The organism is Spiroplasma turonicum, from assembly GCF_001262715.1.
Classification (GTDB): Bacteria; Bacillota_I; Bacilli_A; order Mycoplasmatales; family Mycoplasmataceae; genus Spiroplasma_A; species Spiroplasma_A turonicum.
In genome coordinates, this window is record NZ_CP012328.1 from 493201 (window position 1) to 515766 (window position 22566).

At 22.9% G+C, this 22566-nt stretch carries 16 protein-coding genes; 15 read left to right on the plus strand and 1 reads right to left on the minus strand.

All coding sequences use genetic code 4. The features are described 5' to 3' along the window. Positions 1-22: 22 nt before the first annotated feature. From STURON_RS02270 to STURON_RS02330, 13 genes are all read left to right on the plus strand, one after another. The gene (locus STURON_RS02270) at positions 23-3442 is read left to right on the plus strand and encodes a hypothetical protein (RefSeq protein WP_075048263.1); all 3420 of its coding nucleotides are present in this window, start codon (positions 23-25) and stop codon (positions 3440-3442) included. Between the two features lie 146 nt (positions 3443-3588). Beyond that, positions 3589-5670, plus strand: coding sequence for a hypothetical protein (locus tag STURON_RS02275; RefSeq protein ID WP_075048264.1), 2082 nt, complete (start codon positions 3589-3591; stop codon positions 5668-5670). A gap of 671 nt (positions 5671-6341) precedes the next feature. Next, the gene (locus STURON_RS02280; protein WP_075048265.1) at positions 6342-6884 is read left to right on the plus strand and encodes a hypothetical protein; all 543 of its coding nucleotides are present in this window, start codon (positions 6342-6344) and stop codon (positions 6882-6884) included. 9 nt (positions 6885-6893) lie between these two features. Then, positions 6894-7019 (plus strand): hypothetical protein, encoded by a 126-nt coding sequence (locus STURON_RS05930; protein ID WP_257719732.1) that lies wholly within the window; start codon positions 6894-6896, stop codon positions 7017-7019. 1055 nt (positions 7020-8074) lie between these two features. Then, entirely contained in the window at positions 8075-9511 is a 1437-nt protein-coding gene (locus tag STURON_RS02290) for a lipoprotein (protein WP_075048267.1), read from the plus strand. Positions 9512-9628: 117 nt separating this feature from the next. Then, the gene (locus STURON_RS02295) at positions 9629-11275 is read left to right on the plus strand and encodes an amino acid permease (RefSeq protein WP_075048268.1); all 1647 of its coding nucleotides are present in this window, start codon (positions 9629-9631) and stop codon (positions 11273-11275) included. A 107-nt stretch (positions 11276-11382) separates the two neighbouring features. Continuing rightward, on the plus strand, positions 11383-12585 hold the full coding sequence (locus STURON_RS02300; RefSeq protein ID WP_075048269.1) for an SGNH/GDSL hydrolase family protein: 1203 nt from the start codon (positions 11383-11385) through the stop codon (positions 12583-12585). Between the two features lie 194 nt (positions 12586-12779). After that, positions 12780-13862 carry a lipoprotein gene (locus STURON_RS02305; protein ID WP_075048270.1) on the plus strand — a complete coding sequence of 361 codons (1083 nt, stop codon included), beginning with the start codon at positions 12780-12782 and terminating at the stop codon, positions 13860-13862. A 163-nt stretch (positions 13863-14025) separates the two neighbouring features. Further along, positions 14026-14850, plus strand: coding sequence for an aldo/keto reductase (locus tag STURON_RS02310; protein WP_075048271.1), 825 nt, complete (start codon positions 14026-14028; stop codon positions 14848-14850). Between the two features lie 134 nt (positions 14851-14984). Beyond that, complete coding sequence (locus STURON_RS02315; protein WP_075048272.1) at positions 14985-15425, plus strand: hypothetical protein; 441 nt, start codon at positions 14985-14987, stop codon at positions 15423-15425. A gap of 19 nt (positions 15426-15444) precedes the next feature. Continuing rightward, positions 15445-15897, plus strand: a complete 453-nt coding sequence (locus tag STURON_RS02320; RefSeq protein WP_075048273.1) for a hypothetical protein — start codon at positions 15445-15447, stop codon at positions 15895-15897. A 339-nt stretch (positions 15898-16236) separates the two neighbouring features. Beyond that, the gene (locus tag STURON_RS02325) at positions 16237-16620 is read left to right on the plus strand and encodes a hypothetical protein (RefSeq protein WP_075048274.1); all 384 of its coding nucleotides are present in this window, start codon (positions 16237-16239) and stop codon (positions 16618-16620) included. A gap of 296 nt (positions 16621-16916) precedes the next feature. Then, positions 16917-17525, plus strand: a complete 609-nt coding sequence (locus tag STURON_RS02330; protein ID WP_075048275.1) for a hypothetical protein — start codon at positions 16917-16919, stop codon at positions 17523-17525. 5 nt (positions 17526-17530) lie between these two features. Here STURON_RS02330 and STURON_RS02335 read toward each other — a convergent pair whose 3' ends face one another. Further along, a complete protein-coding gene (locus STURON_RS02335; RefSeq protein WP_075048276.1) occupies positions 17531-18631 on the minus strand; it encodes an SGNH/GDSL hydrolase family protein in 1101 nt (366 codons plus the stop codon). Between the two features lie 216 nt (positions 18632-18847). Between STURON_RS02335 and STURON_RS02340 the strand changes: the two genes are divergently transcribed. Together STURON_RS02340 and STURON_RS02345 are read left to right on the plus strand one after the other, a co-directional pair. After that, a complete protein-coding gene (locus STURON_RS02340; RefSeq protein WP_075048277.1) occupies positions 18848-21727 on the plus strand; it encodes a cation-translocating P-type ATPase in 2880 nt (959 codons plus the stop codon). 208 nt (positions 21728-21935) lie between these two features. Next, positions 21936-22565: a hypothetical protein gene (locus tag STURON_RS02345; protein WP_075048278.1), complete on the plus strand. Its 630-nt coding sequence runs from the start codon at positions 21936-21938 to the stop codon at positions 22563-22565. Position 22566 lies beyond the last annotated feature (1 nt).

The following is a 22566-nucleotide window of genomic DNA, read 5'->3' on the forward strand; positions in this document are numbered from 1 at the left end:
ATTGAAAGAAAGGATTGTTAACATGAGAAAGACTTTAATAGTTGTAGCATCATTACAATTAACAGCTGTATCAGCTACAATTGTTAGTGGTTTTATAAGCATAGGTTCACAATCAATAAGAAATGTTGAAGATTATGTTAAAGTAAAAAACCTAGGTGACATTGATTTAAATAATTCATCATTAACACCAAATTTAGATCTTGTTTTAAGTTATGTTAATAACTTAAATGATACAAATTTTAAATCAACAGAATTCTCAATGGAAGATAAAACTGACAGTTTTCAAAATCTTGCTATGGATGAGAAAAAGTTAACAATCTCAGCTTTAGATGGAAGTAAATATAGTGGTTCTTTTGAAGTTGATTTCACTTTATCTAATAATCGTGTAATTGATTTAGACCAGGAAAAAGATGATATGGGTTTAATCAAAGAAGATTCAATTAATCAACCTATTAAACTTAAGCATTATGAAGATATGCCTGATTTAGTCACTATAATTTCAGAAATGAAAGCAGTTAATGAAACAAAAGTAAATGATGTAAGTTCAATAAAAAACTTATTTTATGGTAATTTAACTGGTAAAGAACAACAAGATTTTATAAATAACAACTTTGCCTTAAAAGATAATAAAAAAAGAATGAATAGTGAAAAATTAGTATATGATGTAACATTATATGCTACAAGTAATTCAAAATACTTTAAAGGTGAAAAAGTAATTAACTATATTGCTGAATTTGAAGATAGAATTTCATTATCGCAATATAAAGCAGATTTAGGAGATATAGATTTACAAAACAAAGATAATAGACCATCACTTGAACTTTTAGTCGAAAAAATAAATGAAAAAAATATAGATAAACCAAATTTAAAAATAGAAGATTTTAATACAGAAGATTTTAAAAATAAATTATTAACAAATGATATTATGAATGAGAATGTTAATTTAACACCTAGAGAAGGTTCAAATATTTTAAAAGATAATCAAGGTCAAACTTTTAATTATTCATTATTAAATATTAAAAAACTAGAAATTAATGATGAAAAAGTTACTAGTAAAAGTGTAACTTATGATATTGATATGAATTATGAAGGTAGAACACCGTCTATTGATCAAGTTATTGAATCATGGATAAAGGCTAATAAAGGCAGTTATATTATTAAAAACTTTGCTAAATTATTTAATATAAGTGAAAAAGATTATAGTTTTATTGATAAAGTTAATTCGACAGTTGACTTAACAGAAGGTTATGGTGCAGGAAAATGAAGTGCAAAATGTAAATTAATTATTGCCAAAGGCTATAATTATTTAGTTGAAAATTCAGAAGTGGAATTTAATTTAGTTGTTTCAAAAAGATCAAAAATTGATTTAACTGAACTATATAAACCTGAACCATTTGAAGGAAAACTTGATTTAGGTGTAATCGATTTAGAAAATAAATATGCAAAACCAAGTCAAGAGAAATTAATTGAATTATTTATTGAAAAACAACCAGAAGTATATGAGATTTATAAAGCTGATTTTAAATTTTATTCCGGAGAATTATATACACCATCTGAATATATTGGCTATAGAGGTGCATTGTTAAAAACACAACTTGATCCAACTCATCCAGAATGAACATCTCAAAACATAGTAGGGCAAGTAAATCTTGAATATACTTTAATAAATGCTATAAAAATTGATTTAACTGAATTAATAAAAGAAACTGATTTAGGTACATTTAAAGTTGAATATAATATGGATGTTCCAAATGATAATGATTTATTCAAAAAATTAAGTGAAAGAAATAAAGATACTATTACAAATGGTTTTGCTGTTGGAGAAGTAGAATTTATAGAAAAAACAACTACATCTGCAATTGTAAAAGCAAAAAAAGATAGTAACTTTACAGGTCAAGTATCTATTCAATATAAAACAACTACAAATACAACACCATTATCAACTGTTATAAAAAATGGTTCAATTGGAACAATTGATTTAAATGGTGACACTAGATTACCAAACAAAGAACAATTATTAACTGCAATAAGAAATACTAATGAGAATGACCAATGTAAAAAGTATTTACAATTATCTGACTTTGAAATAGTAAGTCAAAATTATCATGAAGCTAAAATTGTTGGTACTGGTAAAGTTTATACTGGAGAAGCTGATTTAAAATATGATTTAATTGGTATTAGTCTTAAATTATATGCCCCATCAAATGATTTAGGTACAATTGATCTAGAAGGTACTAACTATTTACCAAAACTGGAAACAATTATTAAAGCAATTAATAAAACTAATAATTTAACTGGTTTAGATGAAATAGCTCTTAAAGACTTGATTATTGAAGAAGGTACTCAAACTGATTCTGGTGTATATTTAATTCCAGCAAATCAAACAAGTGATAAATTTAAAAATTCTGAGCATGTTATGTTTAAATATAAATTAACAAATTATAAAAAACGTAATATAGCAGATTATATTTCAACAAACTCAAATATTGGCGATATTGATTTAAATTATGAATCTAAATTACCAACTAAAGAACAAATATTTAAAAATATTAATAATGTTTTAGAACTTAACTTAGTTCCTGAAGAATTTGATCTAATTACTACACCAACATATACTACTGCTTATATTAGAGCTAATTCAAAATCACAGAAATATTATGGTGAGGCTTCAGTTGTATATAAATTAAGAAATCAAAAAATGTATCCATATTTGAATGATCAAATTAAAAATAAAAACTTAGGTGTTATAAACTTAAATAATAAGTCTGCATACCCAACATTAGAGCAACTTGCAAATGCTATAACTTTAAAAAACCCAGGAATTAATTTAGATGCATCAGATATTATGTTTAGTACAAAAGAAAACTCAAATAATAAATTCCAATCAATAATTGATTCAACTGAAAAAAGATTTGAAAAGGGAGAAGTAACTTTAACATACACTGTTGTAAATCCTAAAGTTATGGAATTAAAAGATGATATTGGTAATTTAAATATTGGTTCAATTAATAAACCTTACAAAGAAATTACAGTTGATGATATTTACAAAAATCTAAAAATAGTAAACCCTATGACAGGTGTTGAAAAAACAGACTTTAAAATAGATTATATTTGAGAAGATGAAGTAATAATAAGTGGTACTGGCAATTACAAAGGTAGATTAAACCTATACTTTAATTCTAAATCTACAAATACTAAGTCATTAAATGATATCATAGATCTAAATGACTCATGATTAACAAATGGTGCTTATTATACTTCAAATTTATTAAATTCTGAAAATGATATTGTAAATTACTTAAAAACTAAATATAACTTAACAAAAAACACTGATTATACAATTTCAGTTGATAAAACTTCAATTGAAGATAAATACGTATTTACAATTACTGGAATTAATAATTACACTGGAAAAGTTATAATCACAGCTGTCAAAAAATAATATTTTATAAAACTCTATATAATAGAGTTTTTTTGTTTAAAATGTTATAAAAAGATTTTTTAATATACTATTTTATTTTTAATTACTAAAAAGTTTAAGAATTAATGATTGTTATATAATACTATATTTAAAGAAGGATATTTATAATGAAAAAAACAATATTGATAACATGTGCTTTATTAAGTACTATAGGATTAAATGCAGCTTTATTTCTTAAAATTTCAAATAATAGTGTTACAACAAGCAATAACTCAAATACAAACAATTCTAGTAATGAAGTAAATAAATATTTAGATCAAATGCCTGATATTAAAACTGATTTAGGTTCATTAAGTTCCTTAGAAAAATCCAAAATTATAGAAACATTTAAAAGTTATAATAAAAAGTTTGCAAATGATGAAATAAGTATCAAGCAATTTGGTGAAAACTTTGCAGAGATAACTATAAAAAATTTTATAGGAAAGTTAAAGGTTACTTTTAAAATAAGTAGTTTTCAAGGTTTATTTAAAATAAGTGACCTTGGCATTATATCTGAATACACTAATGAAAGTGTAGTTTCAAAAATCGAAGAAAAAAATGAGTCATTTAAAATTTTTGATAAATCAAGCTTACAATATAGTTTTAAAGGAATTAATATCTTTGAAGTTTATTCTAAAAATATTAACAAGTCTTATAATTTTAATATAACACCTAAAAATCTTTTTACAATTATTCCTAATTTGACTATTCAATCTAAAATAAATAATCCTTATGATAAATCTGAAATTATTAATGCATTAGCTTCAATTAATCCAATATTAAATTTTGAAAAATCTTTGTTATTAGTTGATGAAAATTCTATGACATATAATGGTGCAGTTGTTTACACTAACAAAAGTTTTGATAATAAATCTAGACTAACAGTTAACTATCAAGTAAATCAATTTACTAATATGATTAACACAACTAACATTGGTGAGATTAATAGTTATAGAGAAGAAAACATAATAAATGATGTATTAAATAAGAATAGTATATTGAGAGATTATTATAAAAATAAATATTTAAATATTGTTATTACAAATAAAGGGGCTTGAAAATCAAGTTTAAAAATAACTAAAGTAGGTACATCAACTAGCTCTACTATAGATTTTAGTTATAAAGCTGCTAACGTTGACATATTGTTAGACAACAAAGCAATTTATGGCAATATTTATTGATTTAATAAAATTAAGTCTGGTGATGAACAAATTAAAGACGTTTTAATTGAAAAAAATAGTTTATTAAAAGATTTTAGTAAAAATGATTTAATAGTAAATTCTTTAAGTTATAAATCATTAGAACCAAGTTTAGAATATATTTATTATACATTTAGTTTGACAATAAAAAATATTAATGGTAGATCTTCTACTATAGAAGGTTCAATTCGTAGGTATGTTTTATATTATCATATTAAAAACTTCGACTTAGGTAAGTTAAATTGATCAAATGAAGGTGAAGTTATTTCAAAATTAAGATCTGCAAATCCAGATATTTATTATGAAGAATTAAAACAAATTAAAGTTGATAGTTTTAATAAGGGTATAAATATTGAAGCTAATAATGATTCATTAGTATATAAAGGTAGTTGAGTAATTAAAATGGATACTGACATGTATAAAAAAGATATTTCAACTTCTGTTTATAGAAATCCAGATAATGATATTATTTATGGAGGTGTATCAAGAGAAAGTGCATATCTTGCACTTGGTTTTCCAGAAAATACAGGTAAAACAAATGTTGCAGAATTCGGATTTACAACTTCAACAAGATATCAATTTGATTTTAATAATTCTACAATTGATGATTATGCTAATAAAAAATTAAAATACTCATATGATTTTATGGTTTATAAGGTTAAAAATAGTGATCGTCCTAATGTAGCGGCTACTAGTTCAGAATTACAAAAATTTGATACTAGCAATAAAGAAGAAACAGTACCACTGAATAAAATAGCAACAAGTTCTGGTTATTCAGGTAGATTTACTAAGCATTTAACAAATATGAAAGTAAAATACAGGGATTGATATTGCGATGCAGATGATTTTTATTATGTATACATTGATGCAATAATTGATTACAATATAAAAGTTGTTGATAATAAAATTAAATTTAGTATGACATCACAATGAACAATTGAAAAAGGTATTGAGTGTTATACAACACTTGTTAACTTTAGATTTACATTGCATTATATTGATATAGTTTAGACCAGATTCAAAATAATATATTTATCATCAAAAAATTATTTTGTAAATTGAAAAAGTGTCTAAAATAAATTCTACACTATATATAGGTTTAGTTTTTTTTATCTAAAAGACTTAATAATTTATTTGTGGATAATAATAATTAAAAGGTTTAAAAGCAAATTATTTATTAAATTTATAAAAACAATACTATAAAGTTAAAGCAATTTGATATAAGATATAATAAAAATGAGGATATTTCTGCTTGTTTATAAAAATTGGTTTATTATTTCGATAAGCTACAATTAATAAAATATAATATATTTAATCAAAACTCCCAAACATTTATAAAAGAATTGTTTTACTTAGATTTAACAATACTGTAAAATCAAGTTTATTCTTAAAATAATTTTGATAATAATATAGAAAATATTTTAGAATTCACTTTTTGTTGAATTAAATAGTTTGTTTATAAATAGATATAATAAATTAATAAATTAGAGTTATATTAAATTATAAATTATAAAATTATTAACTTAAATAGATTCTCAAATGAAACATTTAATTATTTTGCCCATTGTTATAAATATAAAAAATATAATACAAATATTTTTAAAAAATTAAAACTATTAAAGTAAAAAGGAAGCTAAGTAGACCAGTATAAAATTACTGGTTTTTTTGATAGAAAGGAAATAATGCCAAAAATTTATGATAAGAATATAAAAACTGAAGCCGTAAAAAGGTACAAAAACGGTGAAAATATAGACAAAATAGCTAATGATTTAAATATTAAAGCAGGATCGCAATTAATAAGAATCTGATATAAGTCCTCAAAATCTTGTTATTCTTATAGTATATATAAGGATTGCAAAGAGGTTAAATTGATGAGTCAAAAGTTAAAAAAAGATTTTATTTCTAAGGAACTTAAAGAAAAAAATAAGGAAAATAAAATACTTAAGGACCGAATAAAAAAATTAGAAAAAAACTTAAAGTTTGAGATAGAAGAAAAAATGTTAGCAATAGCGAGTAAAGAAATATTGGAAAAGTCCATTCCTTCTTGCACGGCAACAATATTGATGAATTTATTGAAAATGAGCAAGAAGGAAAAGATAATGATAATGGCAACAAAAGCTTATAAATATTATGCATGCACTCAAATATATTATTTAGTTGCTAATTATGACATGGGGACCAATAGGCTTTTAAATTATTTTAAAGTTCATAAAAATACTTATTAGAAATTCAAAATGAAATTAAAATTAGAAAACCCTATTTTGTTATACAAATACAAGCTAAAGATTCCCACTATTAATAGCTTTGAAAATGAAAGATTTGAAAATGCAGTAGACTTAGTAAAAGATTTAAATAAGTAAATAATGATTTACAAACAGGTTCTCTTTTAATAAGGAAATTAATTTTTGTTAATAAAAATAAAAGAGTCTCTCAAAAAATGATTAACCTAATCAAAAGAGAAAAACCTGAGGTATTTAAAAACTCATTTAGTAGGGATAATTTTTAAAAAATCAAGTTATTTAAATGAATCTAAAAAACATAACTCTTATGTTAGAGATGATTTTATTGAAATGAATTACAATACTCCTAATGTAGTTGGAGTTGATGGTACTAATCTAAAAATAGAATTATATAATTATTCTTATAAAACAAAATTAAATTGCATGATATCTTATGACTGGGATTAAAAACTATTATTGCATATAACTTTGATAAAAATGAAAATTCAAACGGCTCGTTAAAGGTTTTTAAAAGAATAAATGAGTATTCAATAAACACTAAATCAAACAAAGTAATACAATCAGACAGAGGTATAGCTTTCTCATGTTAAAAAATATTTGAATATGTAAATAAGAATAATAATATAGTGCATTCTATGTCTAGAAGAGGTTTTAAACATAACGCCTCAACCGAAAGTTTAAATAGATGAGTAAAAGAAAAGTTTTTTAAAACTTATGGCTGTAAATTTAAAAATATACAAAATTTTTATGATACTTTAGAAAATTTGTTTATAACTTTAACAAACTACAATTTTTGAAATATAATATATTTGATCAAAAAACCAGCATATATAAAATAGTTGGTCTACTTAGGTTACGCAATGCTTAAATTAAAAAATGAAGTTTATTTTACAATTATTTATTAATTAAATATAGTTTTTATTATTAAATTATTTTGTTTAACTAAGGAAATAAATTTTCTATTAAATAAATATATAATAAAAAAAATTTATTTAATAACTTTTAAGTTAATTTTAGGTTGATATGTAACACTTATAAGATTTATAAATAATAACTTTAAGTAAAAAAAATAAAAAGTCAATAGATTTTCATTGTTTTAATTAATATTAAATTAATTTATAGTTTCTAAAAAAAATTTATAAACTTTGTTTTATATAATTATTTTGGAGGAAATTATGAAAAAATTATTAAGTATATTAACAGCAATAGGGATAATTGCAACTACTGGGGCTACAGCTGTTTCTTGTAGCGATAAAAATGAAAATGGAACTCAAATAGAAAAAAAAGATTTGTCAACTTTAGAAACAAAAAACTTAGGAAAAATATCTGGTCAAGGAGACTTGCCTGATATTAATAATATCGTTGATGCAATAAACAATACAAATAAAGATTTTGGTTTAAAAGCAACTGATGTTGACTTTGATGGCAGCGTAACAACTACAAGTTCAAAAATAAAAGCAAAAGACAGTTCTACATCATTTATAGGGAGTGTAGAAGTTACCTATGAATATAAAAAAACTAGATCATCATTTGATTTAGCATTAATTGAGTCTGTTGTAAATAATAAAGGATTAGGGGAGATTGTAAGACCTTCAAATCTTAATACAGGTAAAATAATGGTTCCTGATTTAAAAAATACAAACACAATATTTGATTCAATTAAATTATTTGTAAAAAAAACATTAGACAAGGCAAAAGAACTTGCTAACATTGATTTGAATCTAGAAACATTAATTAATCTTATTAACATTGATTTTAAAGATACAAATGATAACTCAGTTAATTTGGGTGAGACAAGCAAAAATGATATTAGTAAACTAGTTTTAACTGTAAAAGAAGGTCATGAAAATGATGTTGATGGTTATACAATAAATGGTAAAGCTACTATTGTTTTAGGTAAACAAGAAAATTTTAAGGATAAATTTAAAAAAACAGATTTAGACTCAATAGAAATGAGTCAAGATGATTTTGATGATTCTTATACTTTATCTCAAAAAATAATATATGCATTTACTAAAAAAAATAGTGTTAATGCATCAAGTTCTGAGTTTGTAATTGAAAATATAAATAAAGATGATAAAAACAATTGCACCGCAATTATTTCAACTGATATAAATAGTACTTACACTAATGAACCATTAAGTTTAAAATTTAAAGTTACAATTAAAAGTGAAAGTGAACTACCACAAATATGAAATTTAACTGAAATGGAAAATGGTGGAGAATCATTAACTGGTCAATTGGAACCAATCTACTTAACAACTGAAGAAAAAGGACCTGATTTATATAGAGAATTATTTGAAGGAATAACAAATGTTTCTGATTATGATGCAGCATTTCCAACTTACTGAGAATCACTTGCAAATGGTAAAAAATACTTCTTTGACAATCAAGGTAATTCTGAATCAATTAAAGGTACAGCAAGTTCAAAAAATGTTATAGATAATTTTGAAACTATATTTGATATTGTTATAAATAAATCTAATCCTAATGAAGAAATAGGTTCAAAAGGAACTATAACTTTAACAGTGAAAAACAATAGCTATAAATTAGATTATATGCACAGTATAAGTGGATCAATTAAGATATATTATTCATTAGATGAAGAATAATATATCTACAAATTAAATAAATATTTAATTATAACCAACTTTTGTTGGTTATTTTATTTATTTTATTAAATAAACATATAAATGTTATAATTAAAAATATTAAAAGAAAGTGATAATATGGATAATAATATAAAAAAAATAGACCCAACAGAAACTTTGTATACTCAAATAAGTAACATAAAAACTAGAAAATCAGCAGCATTTGACTTCTGAAGAGTTTTTTCTATTGTTTTTGGAAACTCAATTGGTGTTGGTATATATTTAAAAAGTAAACAAGCTTTATTAGCTGCTCATAACCCGTATATTGTTTTAATTGTTCTTGTTTTAATGTCTTTTATTGGTATATCAATGGTTTTTGTGTTTATTGAATTAGGTACAAGTATAAAAAATAGATATCATACTCATACTTCTTTTGCAGAAACTTTCATAGGTAGAAGGACTGGCAGTATTTTTTCATTATTTTATTGTTTAATTTATATACCTGTTTATGTAGGTTTAATGGCAATAACTGTTTCATATTATGTATTTCGTTCCTTTGACGATTATTTTGGATCTAATCCATGAATAAACCAAGATTTAGAAGCTTTTTTAATTATATTTATTGCAGTATTCATAATATTTTTTATGTGTATATCAAATGGTCATGCATCAAATGGTTGATTTAAATACTTACATATATTTTTTAATAATTTAAAATTTGTACCATTAATTTTTGTAATAGGTTTAGGTTTTTTTGCTAAGTTTCACTCTAATACAACTGCATTTATTAGTGAAAATACAACTCAATGAAAATTTAGTTATTTTATATTAGTTATTCCTATGTTATTGTTTGAACTTGATGGATTTATGTATGGATCAAGTATTGAAAAAGAAATTAAACATAAAAAAATGCTTGCATTTGGTCAAGTTATTGGAATAATTATGGTTCTGTTTGTAAATATATTATTTGCTGTTGCATTATATTTTGGTACAATCAATGCAGATTCATTTTCTCTTATATCATCATTATTGCCTAAAGAAGGTGCATTAGCTTGTAAATTATTAATTGCACTTGTTGTTTTAGGATCTGTTGCAGGTTTTAGTAGTTTTGGTGTTATAAATTTAACAAGCACAACTGATAATAAAGGACCTCAATTAGTTTATTATAAAAAAAGTAAATCAATGATTTCATATAAATTAAGTGGTTATTTAAATGCAATAATAATTTCATCAACTTTGTTAGTATTATCATTAACTTCTTGATTTGTCTATAGAAGTTATATTGATAAGAATAATGTTACAAATGAATTTTATTATGTTGGTCAAGCAGTAACTTTTTTAATAGATAAAATTTCAGATTCTGTTGTTGTGCTTGCATTTACTACTTATTTAATCCTTATGTTAGCAGCACTTGTTAATCATAAAACAAAAAAAGTAAAGGATGTTTTAAATGTTAAAGGAAGTGTATATTTTAATATAATTGCTTCATCAATCATGGCTTCTTTTCTACTTTATATTTATTATGATATTTTTAGTAAGTTAGGTTCTAATGAAATAGGACAAATTTTACAACCAACCTTTGTATTTGTATTTACAATTATGTTAGTTATTTTCTTTATTATAAATGAATGCAAATTATCAAAAGTTAATATTGATAATAATGATTTTATTTTGAGAATTAATCCAAAAAATTGAAATAAAAATTATAATAAGCTAAAAGAAATGGAAAATTATAAAAACAAAAATAAAAAATTTTATGACAGTTTAAAAAGCAGTAATAAATAATAACTTATTAATTGATTATATAAAATATTTTTATTTTTTAAAAAGATGTTAATCTTTAAAGTAATAAAAAAAAATTATGTTAATATTTTTTTAATTAAGGAGATTATATGAAAAAAATATTATCTATAATATCATCTTTATCATTATGTATAAATATATCATCAACTATAATCGCATGCACCAATGATACAAAAGAAATTATTTATAAAATTCCTGAATTAAATAATTTTTATGTTTTAGGAGATAGTCTAAGTGATGCTGGTGGTTATAAATATATTGCACAAGCTTTAATTGATAAAAATTCTAATAAAGGATACAAATTTGATTTTAGAGGTAATTTTAAGACTGAAGATGCAATAAGAAATCAATTTCCATCATATTCTAATGGAATTACTACTGTTGAATGATTAAATAGTTATTTTGGATTTGATGGACCTATGAAAACTGCAGGAGAATTATTGGTTGGTAAAGATAATCAAAATGGTAGAAATTATGCAGTTGGTGGTGCTAGAGCATGAGATGATATTACATTAACTTTAAGAGAAGCAAATATTAATAAAACCAAAATGAAAGTTGATATTTTATCACAAGCTAATGCTTTAGTTAGTCAAAAAAAATTGACCGAAAATGATTTAGTATTAGTTGAAATTGGTGGTAATGATATGATGGATGTTTTATTAAGTCTTGCAGACTCATCTTTGCCAAAAAAAGATGAAATTATAAGGAAATCATCTGAAAACATATATTTAGCATTAAATACAGTATTGTCAACTGGGGCAAATGTTTTATTTATGAATTCACCTGATTTAAGACAATTGCCAACAGTTAAAGGTGGTGAATTAGATAGATATGGTAAGGTTACTGCACTTTCTAATGCAGCACCAAGTTTAGTTAATTTGCTTCACACATATGATGATGAATATCATCAAAAAACCGATGAAGTAATTTCTAATTTAAAAGAAGTTTATAATTATAAAATATTTCAATATGATTTGTATCATAATTTTAAAAATATAATTACTAATTATAGTGAGCTTTATTCAAAAACCTTTAATAAATCTTTAAATATAGTAAATAATTTTGGTGTTGATGGAACATATTTTAAGTCAGATGAAAAATTATTTTATATGCAAAATTCTAATGTTAAAGGTCATGAAACTAATGAAATTGATAATTATTTTTTTATAGATCAAGTACACCCTACAAGATATGTACATCAATACGTAGCTAAAACTATATATAATTTCATTTGTGATTCTTTCTTTAAAATAAGACAAAAAATGGAAATAAAATTGGATTTAATAAACTAATAATTAATAAAATTAGTAATTATTTAAAAATAGATAGTTCAGACTTTAAGTAATAGAAATAACATTATTATTGAATTTGTTTACATACTTTAATTTATAAAAATGTTTTTATAAATTAAAAATATTTTTATAAACTTATTTGTTACTAAACTTTTGTAGTACTATTATCAAGTAGTAAAAATAGGAGATAAGGTATGAAAAAAGTATTAACATTATTAACTGCATTTGCAATAAGTGCATCAGCAAGTAGCACAGTTATTGCATGTGGTTCAAAAAGTAAAGATGAAGTTATTAACTTAGATTTTACATCAAAATCTAAAACAGTAGCAGCTGCAAAAACAGTTTATGATACATTCAAAGGTGATAATGCACCAAGTGAAAACTCAAACCTAGTAATAAATTTCAATTTACCAGGTGACATAAATGGTTCAGTTAAGTTCTCTAATAAGCAGTACAAAGATATATTTACTTCTGAAAATAACACTGAAATATTAAATAGTCTTAATAAAACTGTAAGAGGAAATGTTGAAAACAAGGATGATTTAAAAGATGTTGAGCAAAATATGCAAAAAGCATTCAATAATTATTTTGTAACCAAAGCATTTATGGATGATATGAAAAAATCTTTTGAAAATGCAGGTTCAAATAATTTGGGTACAGTAAATGTGAAAGATGCATACAGTGAAAAAGTAAATAAAAAAACAGAGTATGATGATTTGACAAGTAAAGTAGAATCTTGAATGAGTTCGACATTGTCAGTTGAAATACCAGAAAACACATTTATTTCATGATTAGATCTTGATTATTCATCATTAGCTGGTTGAAAAATCAGTATAAAATTAATGATCGATTCAAATGGTAATCATATTTATGATGATGCTGATAAAGATCAACCAGAATCAAACCAAATTGGATTAGATGTAAAACAACTAAAAAGTAATTCTACACAAGCAGAAGTTGATGCAGAAAATAAAAAAGAAAGCTGAATGGATAAGGCTAAAAATAGTGTTGCTTTAGGTATTTATAAATTTAAGCTTTTTTTACAACAATTAGTTCTAACAAATGGTAAAGATTGATTAGAAGAAGTTACAATAAACTTATTAGTTGGTTTTGGAGGTCAAGCAATTAGTTTAATACCGGCATTAAAGGCTTTATTAAAAGTACCAGGTGCTGAGTTTATATTAAATAAACTAATTTTGATACCTTTAAGTTCTAAATTAGCCAAACCTTTAGTAAATATGATTGTTGATTGAGCTAATAACAATGCAAAGGCATAAAACTTTATATTTATTAAAAAAATCTACAATAGTAGATTTTTTTAATACTTTAAAAGTATCAATTAATAATATAATAAAATAGTTTTTTTATAATATAAATCAATTTTATTTTTTTAGGGTATATAATTTTCTTGACAATAATATTAGTCAAAAGGAGGAAAATATGAATAAATTATTAAATGAAACCTATACAATGAATAATGGTTTAAAAATTCCAAAAATAGGTTTAGGTACTTATAAATTAACAAATGAAGAAGAATGCATGGATGTTATTAAGACTGCTATCAAAGCAGGTTATAAACTTATTGATACTGCAAAAATTTATGATAATCATAAAACTATTGCAAAAGCATTAAAACAATGTGAATATAAAAGAGAAGAACTATTTATTACATCTAAAATTTGAAACTCTGATCATAAATATGAAGATGCTAAAAAATCAATTGATAATATTTTAAAAGAATTAGATTTAGAATACATTGATTTATTATTAATTCACTGACCAACTGAATATAGATTAGAGTGTTATAAAGCAATGGAAGAAGCAGTTGATGAAGGAAAAGTAAAATCAATTGGAATAAGTAATTTTCAAAAAAACCACATTGAAGAATTACTTAATAATTGTAGAATTAAACCAGTCGTTAATCAATTTGAATTACATCCAGCTTTAAAAAATCTTGAAGTTGTTGAAACTTGTAAAAACAATGATATTTTAGTTGAATCATGAGGCACAATGATTAGAGGAAAATGTTTTGATATTGAACAAATTAAAGAATTAGCAAAAAAATATAATAAATCTGAGGCACAAGTTTGTTTACGATGAGCTTACCAACTTAATTATATTGTTATTCCAAAAACTTCGAAGCCTTCTAGAGTTTTAGATAATATAAACATTTCAGATTTTAAGCTTACAAATGATGACATGGAGTTATTAAACAAAATAGAACAATTTAGAGACGGTCCAGATCCAGATAATTTTAATTTTTAAAATTATAATTTATTTAAGATACATTTTATAAAATGAAAACCTATTTACTTAGGTTTTTTTTGTTAAAAAAAATAGCTATTTATAACATTATGCTATAATAACATTATCTACAATGTAGGTGAAGGGAATTAATTATGAAAAAAGTTTTAGGTTTATTAACTGGTATTAGTTTTATAACACCAATAATCTTTAATGTTGTTTCATGTGGTAATAACTTTATACCATTAGCAATAACTGAAAATACTGCTTTTCTTGATAAAAATGTTTTAACTAGTAAAGAAGATAAAATTAACGCGTTTTTTATTATTACAGATGATTCATTAGTTAATGCAGATGTAAAATTTAGTATTAAGACATTTTATGATTTAGATAAAAACACTGAAGAAGTTAATATGTTTGTATTAAATAATATAAAGAAAAACGAATTTAATAACATGATTTATTCAACAAAAATTGAGTTTAACAAAGATGCATTACCAAAAAACAATGATAAATTCAAAATTCAGTTTTTCATAAACAACATGTCAGAATATTTTGAATCAGCTAGTATTTCATATATTGAAAGTAAATCTTAATTATTATAAAGGAGATAAAATGAAAAAACTTTTGACTGTATTTAGTGCAATAAGTATTAGTTCTATTGCATTAACAAATGTAATTTCTTGTGATAGTGGAGATATTCATGGTTTAGTTACTTATAAAAATGAAGTTTATGTAGACAAGAATGAATTAGTAGGAAAAGATGATTATGCTTCAGTTTTGATATTAATCGGAAATGATTTTTATATAAATAAAGATCTTGATTTTGAATTGGATACTCGATATTATGACGAAGATGGTACAACAACTGCAACATCAAGTATTTTTAAAATATATGATGTTAAAAAAAATACAGAATTTAATAGTATCTATACAGCTAAGATAACTTTATCAAATGATGAATCAGTAGATATAACAAAAAAATATTTACTTAGTTTGAGCCCACATTATGATGGAACATCAGCATTTGGTTTTGGTTCAATAGATATGGTTTATAAAAACAATTAATTCAGTTAATTAAAATTATTTTTTATTTATTTTTATATATTATTAACAAAAGTGGAAAATCCACTTTTTTATTTAATATCTCGTAATTAAGCATGCAACATATTTTAGACTTTAAATAATAAAACTAAATTTCATAGTATCTTATATTTATATGAATTTATATTATTATTATTATTATTATTAATATTTTTTATAACGAATAATAAAAAAAAGTAGTTAAGGCATCTAATTTACAGTATTATATAGATTAACCTATACTAATTTAATTATTTTATGATATAATATATACATAATATTGAGATCGCTCGATATTTTTTATTTTATTAAGGAGATTTTATTTTGAATGGTGCTAAATTAATAATTTTGATATCTTCTTGTACAATTGCATTTTTAGGATTTTTAACATCTTTAATTGTGATGTTTTCAGGAAGTAGTTTAACTATAGTTATACCATCATTGATTTGTGGTTTCTTAATTGTTGCTGCAGCAATGGTAAATGTTTTATTTTGTTTCAGACAAGTATTAAAGTTAAAGGTTTCTCTTATTCTTTCATTTGTTTATACTCTATTAGTAATAATATTATTTATTCTGTATCCAATTATAATTGGGTATTCAAAAGATACATTGATTGTTTACTCTTCTATATTGGCATTTACCTTGTTATTTTATGTGGCTTTAATATTTACTAACTTTTCAGAAAAAATAAAAACAATTGAATATTAAACCATTTATAAAAAAGGAATTTAATCACACCAGTTGTATATATTGGAGATTTAAATCCTTAGGTTATTGTATAAAACGCCTTCATCAGTTGGCGTTTTTTTTATAAAGCACATATTAAATAAACATTTAATTTAGCAATGCATTCAAAAACTATTCAACACTTTAATAAAAAAAATTGCTATACATAAATTTAAAAATATGTTTCATAATTATATAAAAAATATAATTTAATAAGAATTTTTAAATTGTATTTTATTTTTTTTGTTTTATAATAGACTAAAAGGCAAAGGTAAATAATGGACATAAAATTATTAGAGCAATTTGTAAATAAAAAGGGTATTTACAAATTGTTTAATAAAGCTATTTTTAAAGGTTATATCTGTATAAATCCAAACAATCTTTCAAGCAAAGATGATTTTTTAATTGATTTAAAAGATTACATTGAAAATGTAATTAAGGAAGTTAAAAATGTAATTAAAATATCTATTAGTGTAAATCAATTAATAGATATGGTAGATTTATCATTTTATAAAAATGATGTATTAAGCAACGATATTGATAATGAAGTTAATAAAATTAAAATAAAGATTAAGAATGGCATGGAAAATAACATTAATGGTGTTAATTTATCTGGAACAGCTATGTTAAAAATTTATAAAAAGATTTCATTAAATAATGTTTTCTTAACAAAAAATATTCAAAAATTAAGTTTTGGATTATTACCTAGTATTGAAGTTAAAATATTAAATAATATTCTTAAATATAATGAAAATATAATTGAACCAAAAAAAACTCTTAAAGTTAAAGAAATCGATAAAGAAAACAAAAATGCTTATATTTCTTTATCAGATGGTTTTAACAACCCATATTTTTTAGAAGAAGATATTAAAGTTTATTATGAATAAATTAATTATATTAAATCGATTTCTAAATCAATCATGTCATTCGTACTTAATCAGTATTCACATATTTTGTTATATATTTTTTTACCTACAAATTGGTGAACATATCTTGTTGGATGTACATTATCAATGTAAAAAAAATCATCAATATTATGATTAATAATATGTTTTTCTAATGTTAAATTTTTATTATAATATGTTTTTTTATTTTTATCATATTCTATTTTATCTAATCCATAATTGTTTTTAAAATTAACATCTTTATTAAATTTTAATTTATATTGATAACAGTACTCATCTAAAATTGTTTTAAAATTTTTAAATAGATCAAAAGTATTAATGCTATCTTTGTATGTTATTTTTAAATCATCAATCACTTCAATTATTTTTATATAAAAATATTCAGTTATTTTATAAATTAAGTCTTGGATTTTTGGATTACTAATTATTAATTTTGATATAGCATTTAAATTACCGTTTTCATCAAGTTCTGAACCTTGTAACAATGGAATGTATTGTATGTCTGATGTTGTTGTGTATAGAACTTTTGAACCTTTTATTAAAATCATATCAAGAGATTTTTTAATATTAATAACAGCTTTATTCAATATTTCATATGCATCATTAATATTTTTTGTATTTAAAAATATTTTAATTGAATCAAGTAAATCATTTCCACCAATTTCAAATAATATTAAATCATTTTTAGTGATATTTTTCTGTTCTAAAAGTGATTGAGTTTGTGTAATTATATCTGCCTTTAGCATTTTATCAATTAGATTTGCTTCATTTAATGTAACTGAAATGTCTCTATATGCTCTTGCTCCACCAACAGCAAAATTCCTACCATTTAAATTATATTCGTTTATCATTAAATAACCACTTGGTTTCATTGGACTACTAAAACCTAAATATATATTTATTCATTCAACTGCAGTCATCCCATTTGAATAAGAATAAAATTGACTTTTTTCATTTTTAAAATTACCACCAAACTTGTATTTAAATTTATTCTTCCCATTTTCTAGATCTAATAAAACTTGAACGATTGAATTATAAGCACCACCATCACTTAGACTATTTCCTAATACATAAAAATTGTTAAACATAAATCCTCCAATAAACAAATTAGTTTATAAACTTTTTTAATAATAACAAATATAAATAATTTATTTCATTTATAAAAACATTTTAAGTATTTAAAAATATTTTACTTATTAATAGCAATAATTTTTAATGTATAATATTAAATATTAATAATCTTATAAGATATTTTAAATTAAATGTTATAATTTTTTAAAGTAAAGGAAAGTGGACTTATAAATATGGAAGATTATCTTTCGTTAGATAGTAAAAAAATAGAAGAAAAGTATGGTTTAGATTTTGAAGAAGGTTTAACCGATGCTAAACTGGAAGAAAATAGCAAAAAATATGGTAAAAATGTAATTGAAACAAAGAAAAATGTTCATTGATTCATTATTTTTTTAAAGGCATTAGTAGAACCGATTTTGTTAGTATTAATTGCAGCAGCTATTATTTCAATTATTGCACAATTAATAAGTAATGATTGAAAGGTTGAAGTAGAGGAATTTATTGATGCTATAGTTATTATAGTTATTGTATTGCTTGATGCGATTCTTGAAACTCTACAAAAATTGAAGGCTAGAAAATCAACTGATGCCTTAAAAAGTTTATCGAAACCAAAAGCAGTGGTGCTTAGAAATGGTCAACAACAAGAAATTGATGCTAGTGAATTAACTATTGGAGACATTGTTATATTAGAAGCCGGTAGGTATGTGCCAGCTGATATTAGAATTATTGAACAAAGTGATTTATCAATAGATGAATCAATTTTAACAGGTGAATCAATACCAGTATCTAAAACTCACTTAGGTTTAAAAAAAGAAACTGATATATTAGCAGAAATGAAAAACATGGCTTTTATGTCAACCTTTACAACAAGCGGTAGAGCCATTGGAATTGTTGTAAAAATTGCAAAAGATACTGAAATAGGTAAAATCTCTGATTCAATTAATAATAATAGTGAAGAACTAACTCCATTAGAAAAAAAACTTAATAAATTTACTTACTATGTAGCTGCATTGAGTTTTGTAATAGGGGTATTAATTTTTGTAACATTATTTTTTAGTGGTAATAAAGAAGCTTGGGCAAACTACATGATGGTTGGAATAACACTTGCAATTGGTGTTATTCCTGAATGTCTTGCAGCAATTGTTTCAATTACACTTAGTTTAAGTACTAAAAAAATGGCAGCAGAAAATGTTATTGTAAAAAAATTACAAGCAGTTGAAACACTTGGTAGTGTAAATTATATCTGTACAGATAAAACAGGTACGCTTACTCATAATAGAATGACTGTAAAAAGACTTATTTTTGATAACGTTATACAAGATGTAAATAAATACACATTCACAAGTGATTTACAAAAAGATTTATTTTTAAAAGCATTAATATTGTGTAATGATTCTATAGTTGAAGGCGATGAAAGAATCGGTGACCCAACAGAATTAGCATTAGTTGATTATGCAGAATTACATGAATATGATGAAAAAGATGCTAGAAAAAAATGAAAAAGAACTTTTGAGATTCCATTTGATAGTGAACGTAAAATGATGACAACAATTAACACAATAGATAATAAAAATATCATATTTACTAAAGGTGCAATTGATGAATTATACAAAAAGTGTTCCAGAATAATGGAAAATGGTCAAATTAGAAAAATAACTGATGATGACATGAAAAAGATGCATGAATTGTATCAAGAGTTATCTGAACATGCTTTAAGAGTTCTTGGTTTTGCATATAAAGAATCAAATAATTCAACTGATAAGTCAACAATTGAAGATGATCTTATATTTATTGGAGCTGTAGCAATGATAGACCCTGTAAGGGAAAGTGCTATTAATGCAGTTCAACAAGCACATGATGCTGGAATTCGAGTTGTGATGATTACAGGTGATCATGCCTCAACAGCCTTGGCTATTGCAAGAGAACTTGATTTAGCACAACACCAAACTGAGGTTTTAAGTTCTGATGATCTTAATAAAATGGATGATTATCAACTAGCAAACGTCATTGAACAAATAAGAGTATTTGCGAGAGTAAATCCTGAACATAAAGTTAGAATAGTTGATGCTTTAAAAAAACATAATTATATCGTATCTATGACTGGTGATGGAGTTAATGATGCACCAAGTTTAGCCAAAGCCGATATTGGTGTCGCAATGGGTATTACTGGTACTGATGTAGCCAAAGAAGCAGCTGATGTTATATTGACTGATGATAATTTTGAAACAATTATAAAAGGTGTTAATGAAGGAAGAAATGTTTATCAAAAAATTAAACGTGCTATTTCTTTTATAATTGGTGTTAATTTAGCAAATGTTTTATCTATTTTTATACTATCAACTGTAAACACAATTTCACCATTAGATGCAACTAATATTCTTTGAATGAATCTAATTGTAGAATCAATTATTGCATTATCAATTGGTATGGGTGCTAATGATTCTACATTAATGAAGGTAAAACCAATTAAAGGTAAAAACCCAATTTTATTAGGATTATGATATACCTTATTTAAAATAATATTTTTTACAACTATTGCAACAATCGCAGCATTTTATGTAGGTATGATTTATACTACTGAAAAAGAAGTTTTTGATATAACTGGCGGTAAATACACCTCTTGATTTGAAGCTTTGAGATCTGATGAATTAAGTTATAATTCAAAATCATTACTACAAAGTCATGGTAGATTAACAATGTTTGTGACAATTACTAGTGCACCTTGTTTTTTTGCAAACTTTATTAAACTTTCTAACTGAAAATCAAGTAAAAAAATTAATGTTATTTTTAATAAAACATTGTGAATAGCAAGTTTTGTATCAATTGTAGTAAATGTAGTTATTATTTTCATACCTATATTTAATAGTGAAGTAATGAAATTACCTACATTAGAAGAATATACTACTAAAAATTGATATTTAATATTATTTGCTATATTAATTGCTTTATTACCTGGAATTTGTATGTTAATTCTTGATGGTATTGTATTTTTTAGTTATCATTATTTACCAGATCCTTGAAGAAGAAACAGATTAATATCTGAAGAATTTATAAATGAAGATAATAAAATAAAAAAAATAAAAAAGAAACAAAAATCTAAAAGTCTAGATTAATGTTTCTTTTTTTATTGATTTTTAAATATAATTCTTATAAAATATTATGGAATATTTCAATTGAAATAAATAATTTTTGGGGAATAAATGAGGGGTGTAAATTATTAACGATAATAAATATTTTTTATCTTCAAAAGATAAACATTTTTATATAACAACTTTAATATTATATTTTACTTATAGCTTGTTAACATTATCTATATTAACAATGAGCATAACATATAATTTATTTATAAATTTAAGTAGTGAAAAATCAAATTTAAATACAGTTCAACTTTGATTAAAATTAAGTTTATTTATTATGTGAATTGCATTTATGAGTTTTTTAATGCGACTATTTGCACCAAAAAATTTTAAATACTTATTTTGATTTCATAATTTATTATTTTTTATATCAATATATTGAGAATATCTGTATTGAAAAAATAAAAATTATAAACTAAAAGTTTTTGATAAAACTAGTTTCAATTTTATTGAAAACACATTATTACTAATAAATATTTTTTATTTAATAAACTCAACTATTTTTATATATACTGATTTAAAAAGTTATGGAAATGGATTAATGGGGGACTTAATCAATTGAGTTGTTAATAAAAGCGATTTAAATTATTGATTATCATTTTTATTAATAATTTTTAACTTTTATTTGCTAATAACTTCTATTATGTTTATGTTTTTTATAATGTTATTTAAAATTGATGTTAATCTTTTAGAAAGAAAATATATTTATAAAATGGGATTAATTATAAGTGGTTTATTTTCATTTACATTTATTTTAAATAAGAAATATATTTTTAATGAAAATCAAAAAAATAATAATGAAAGGGTTAGTTAAA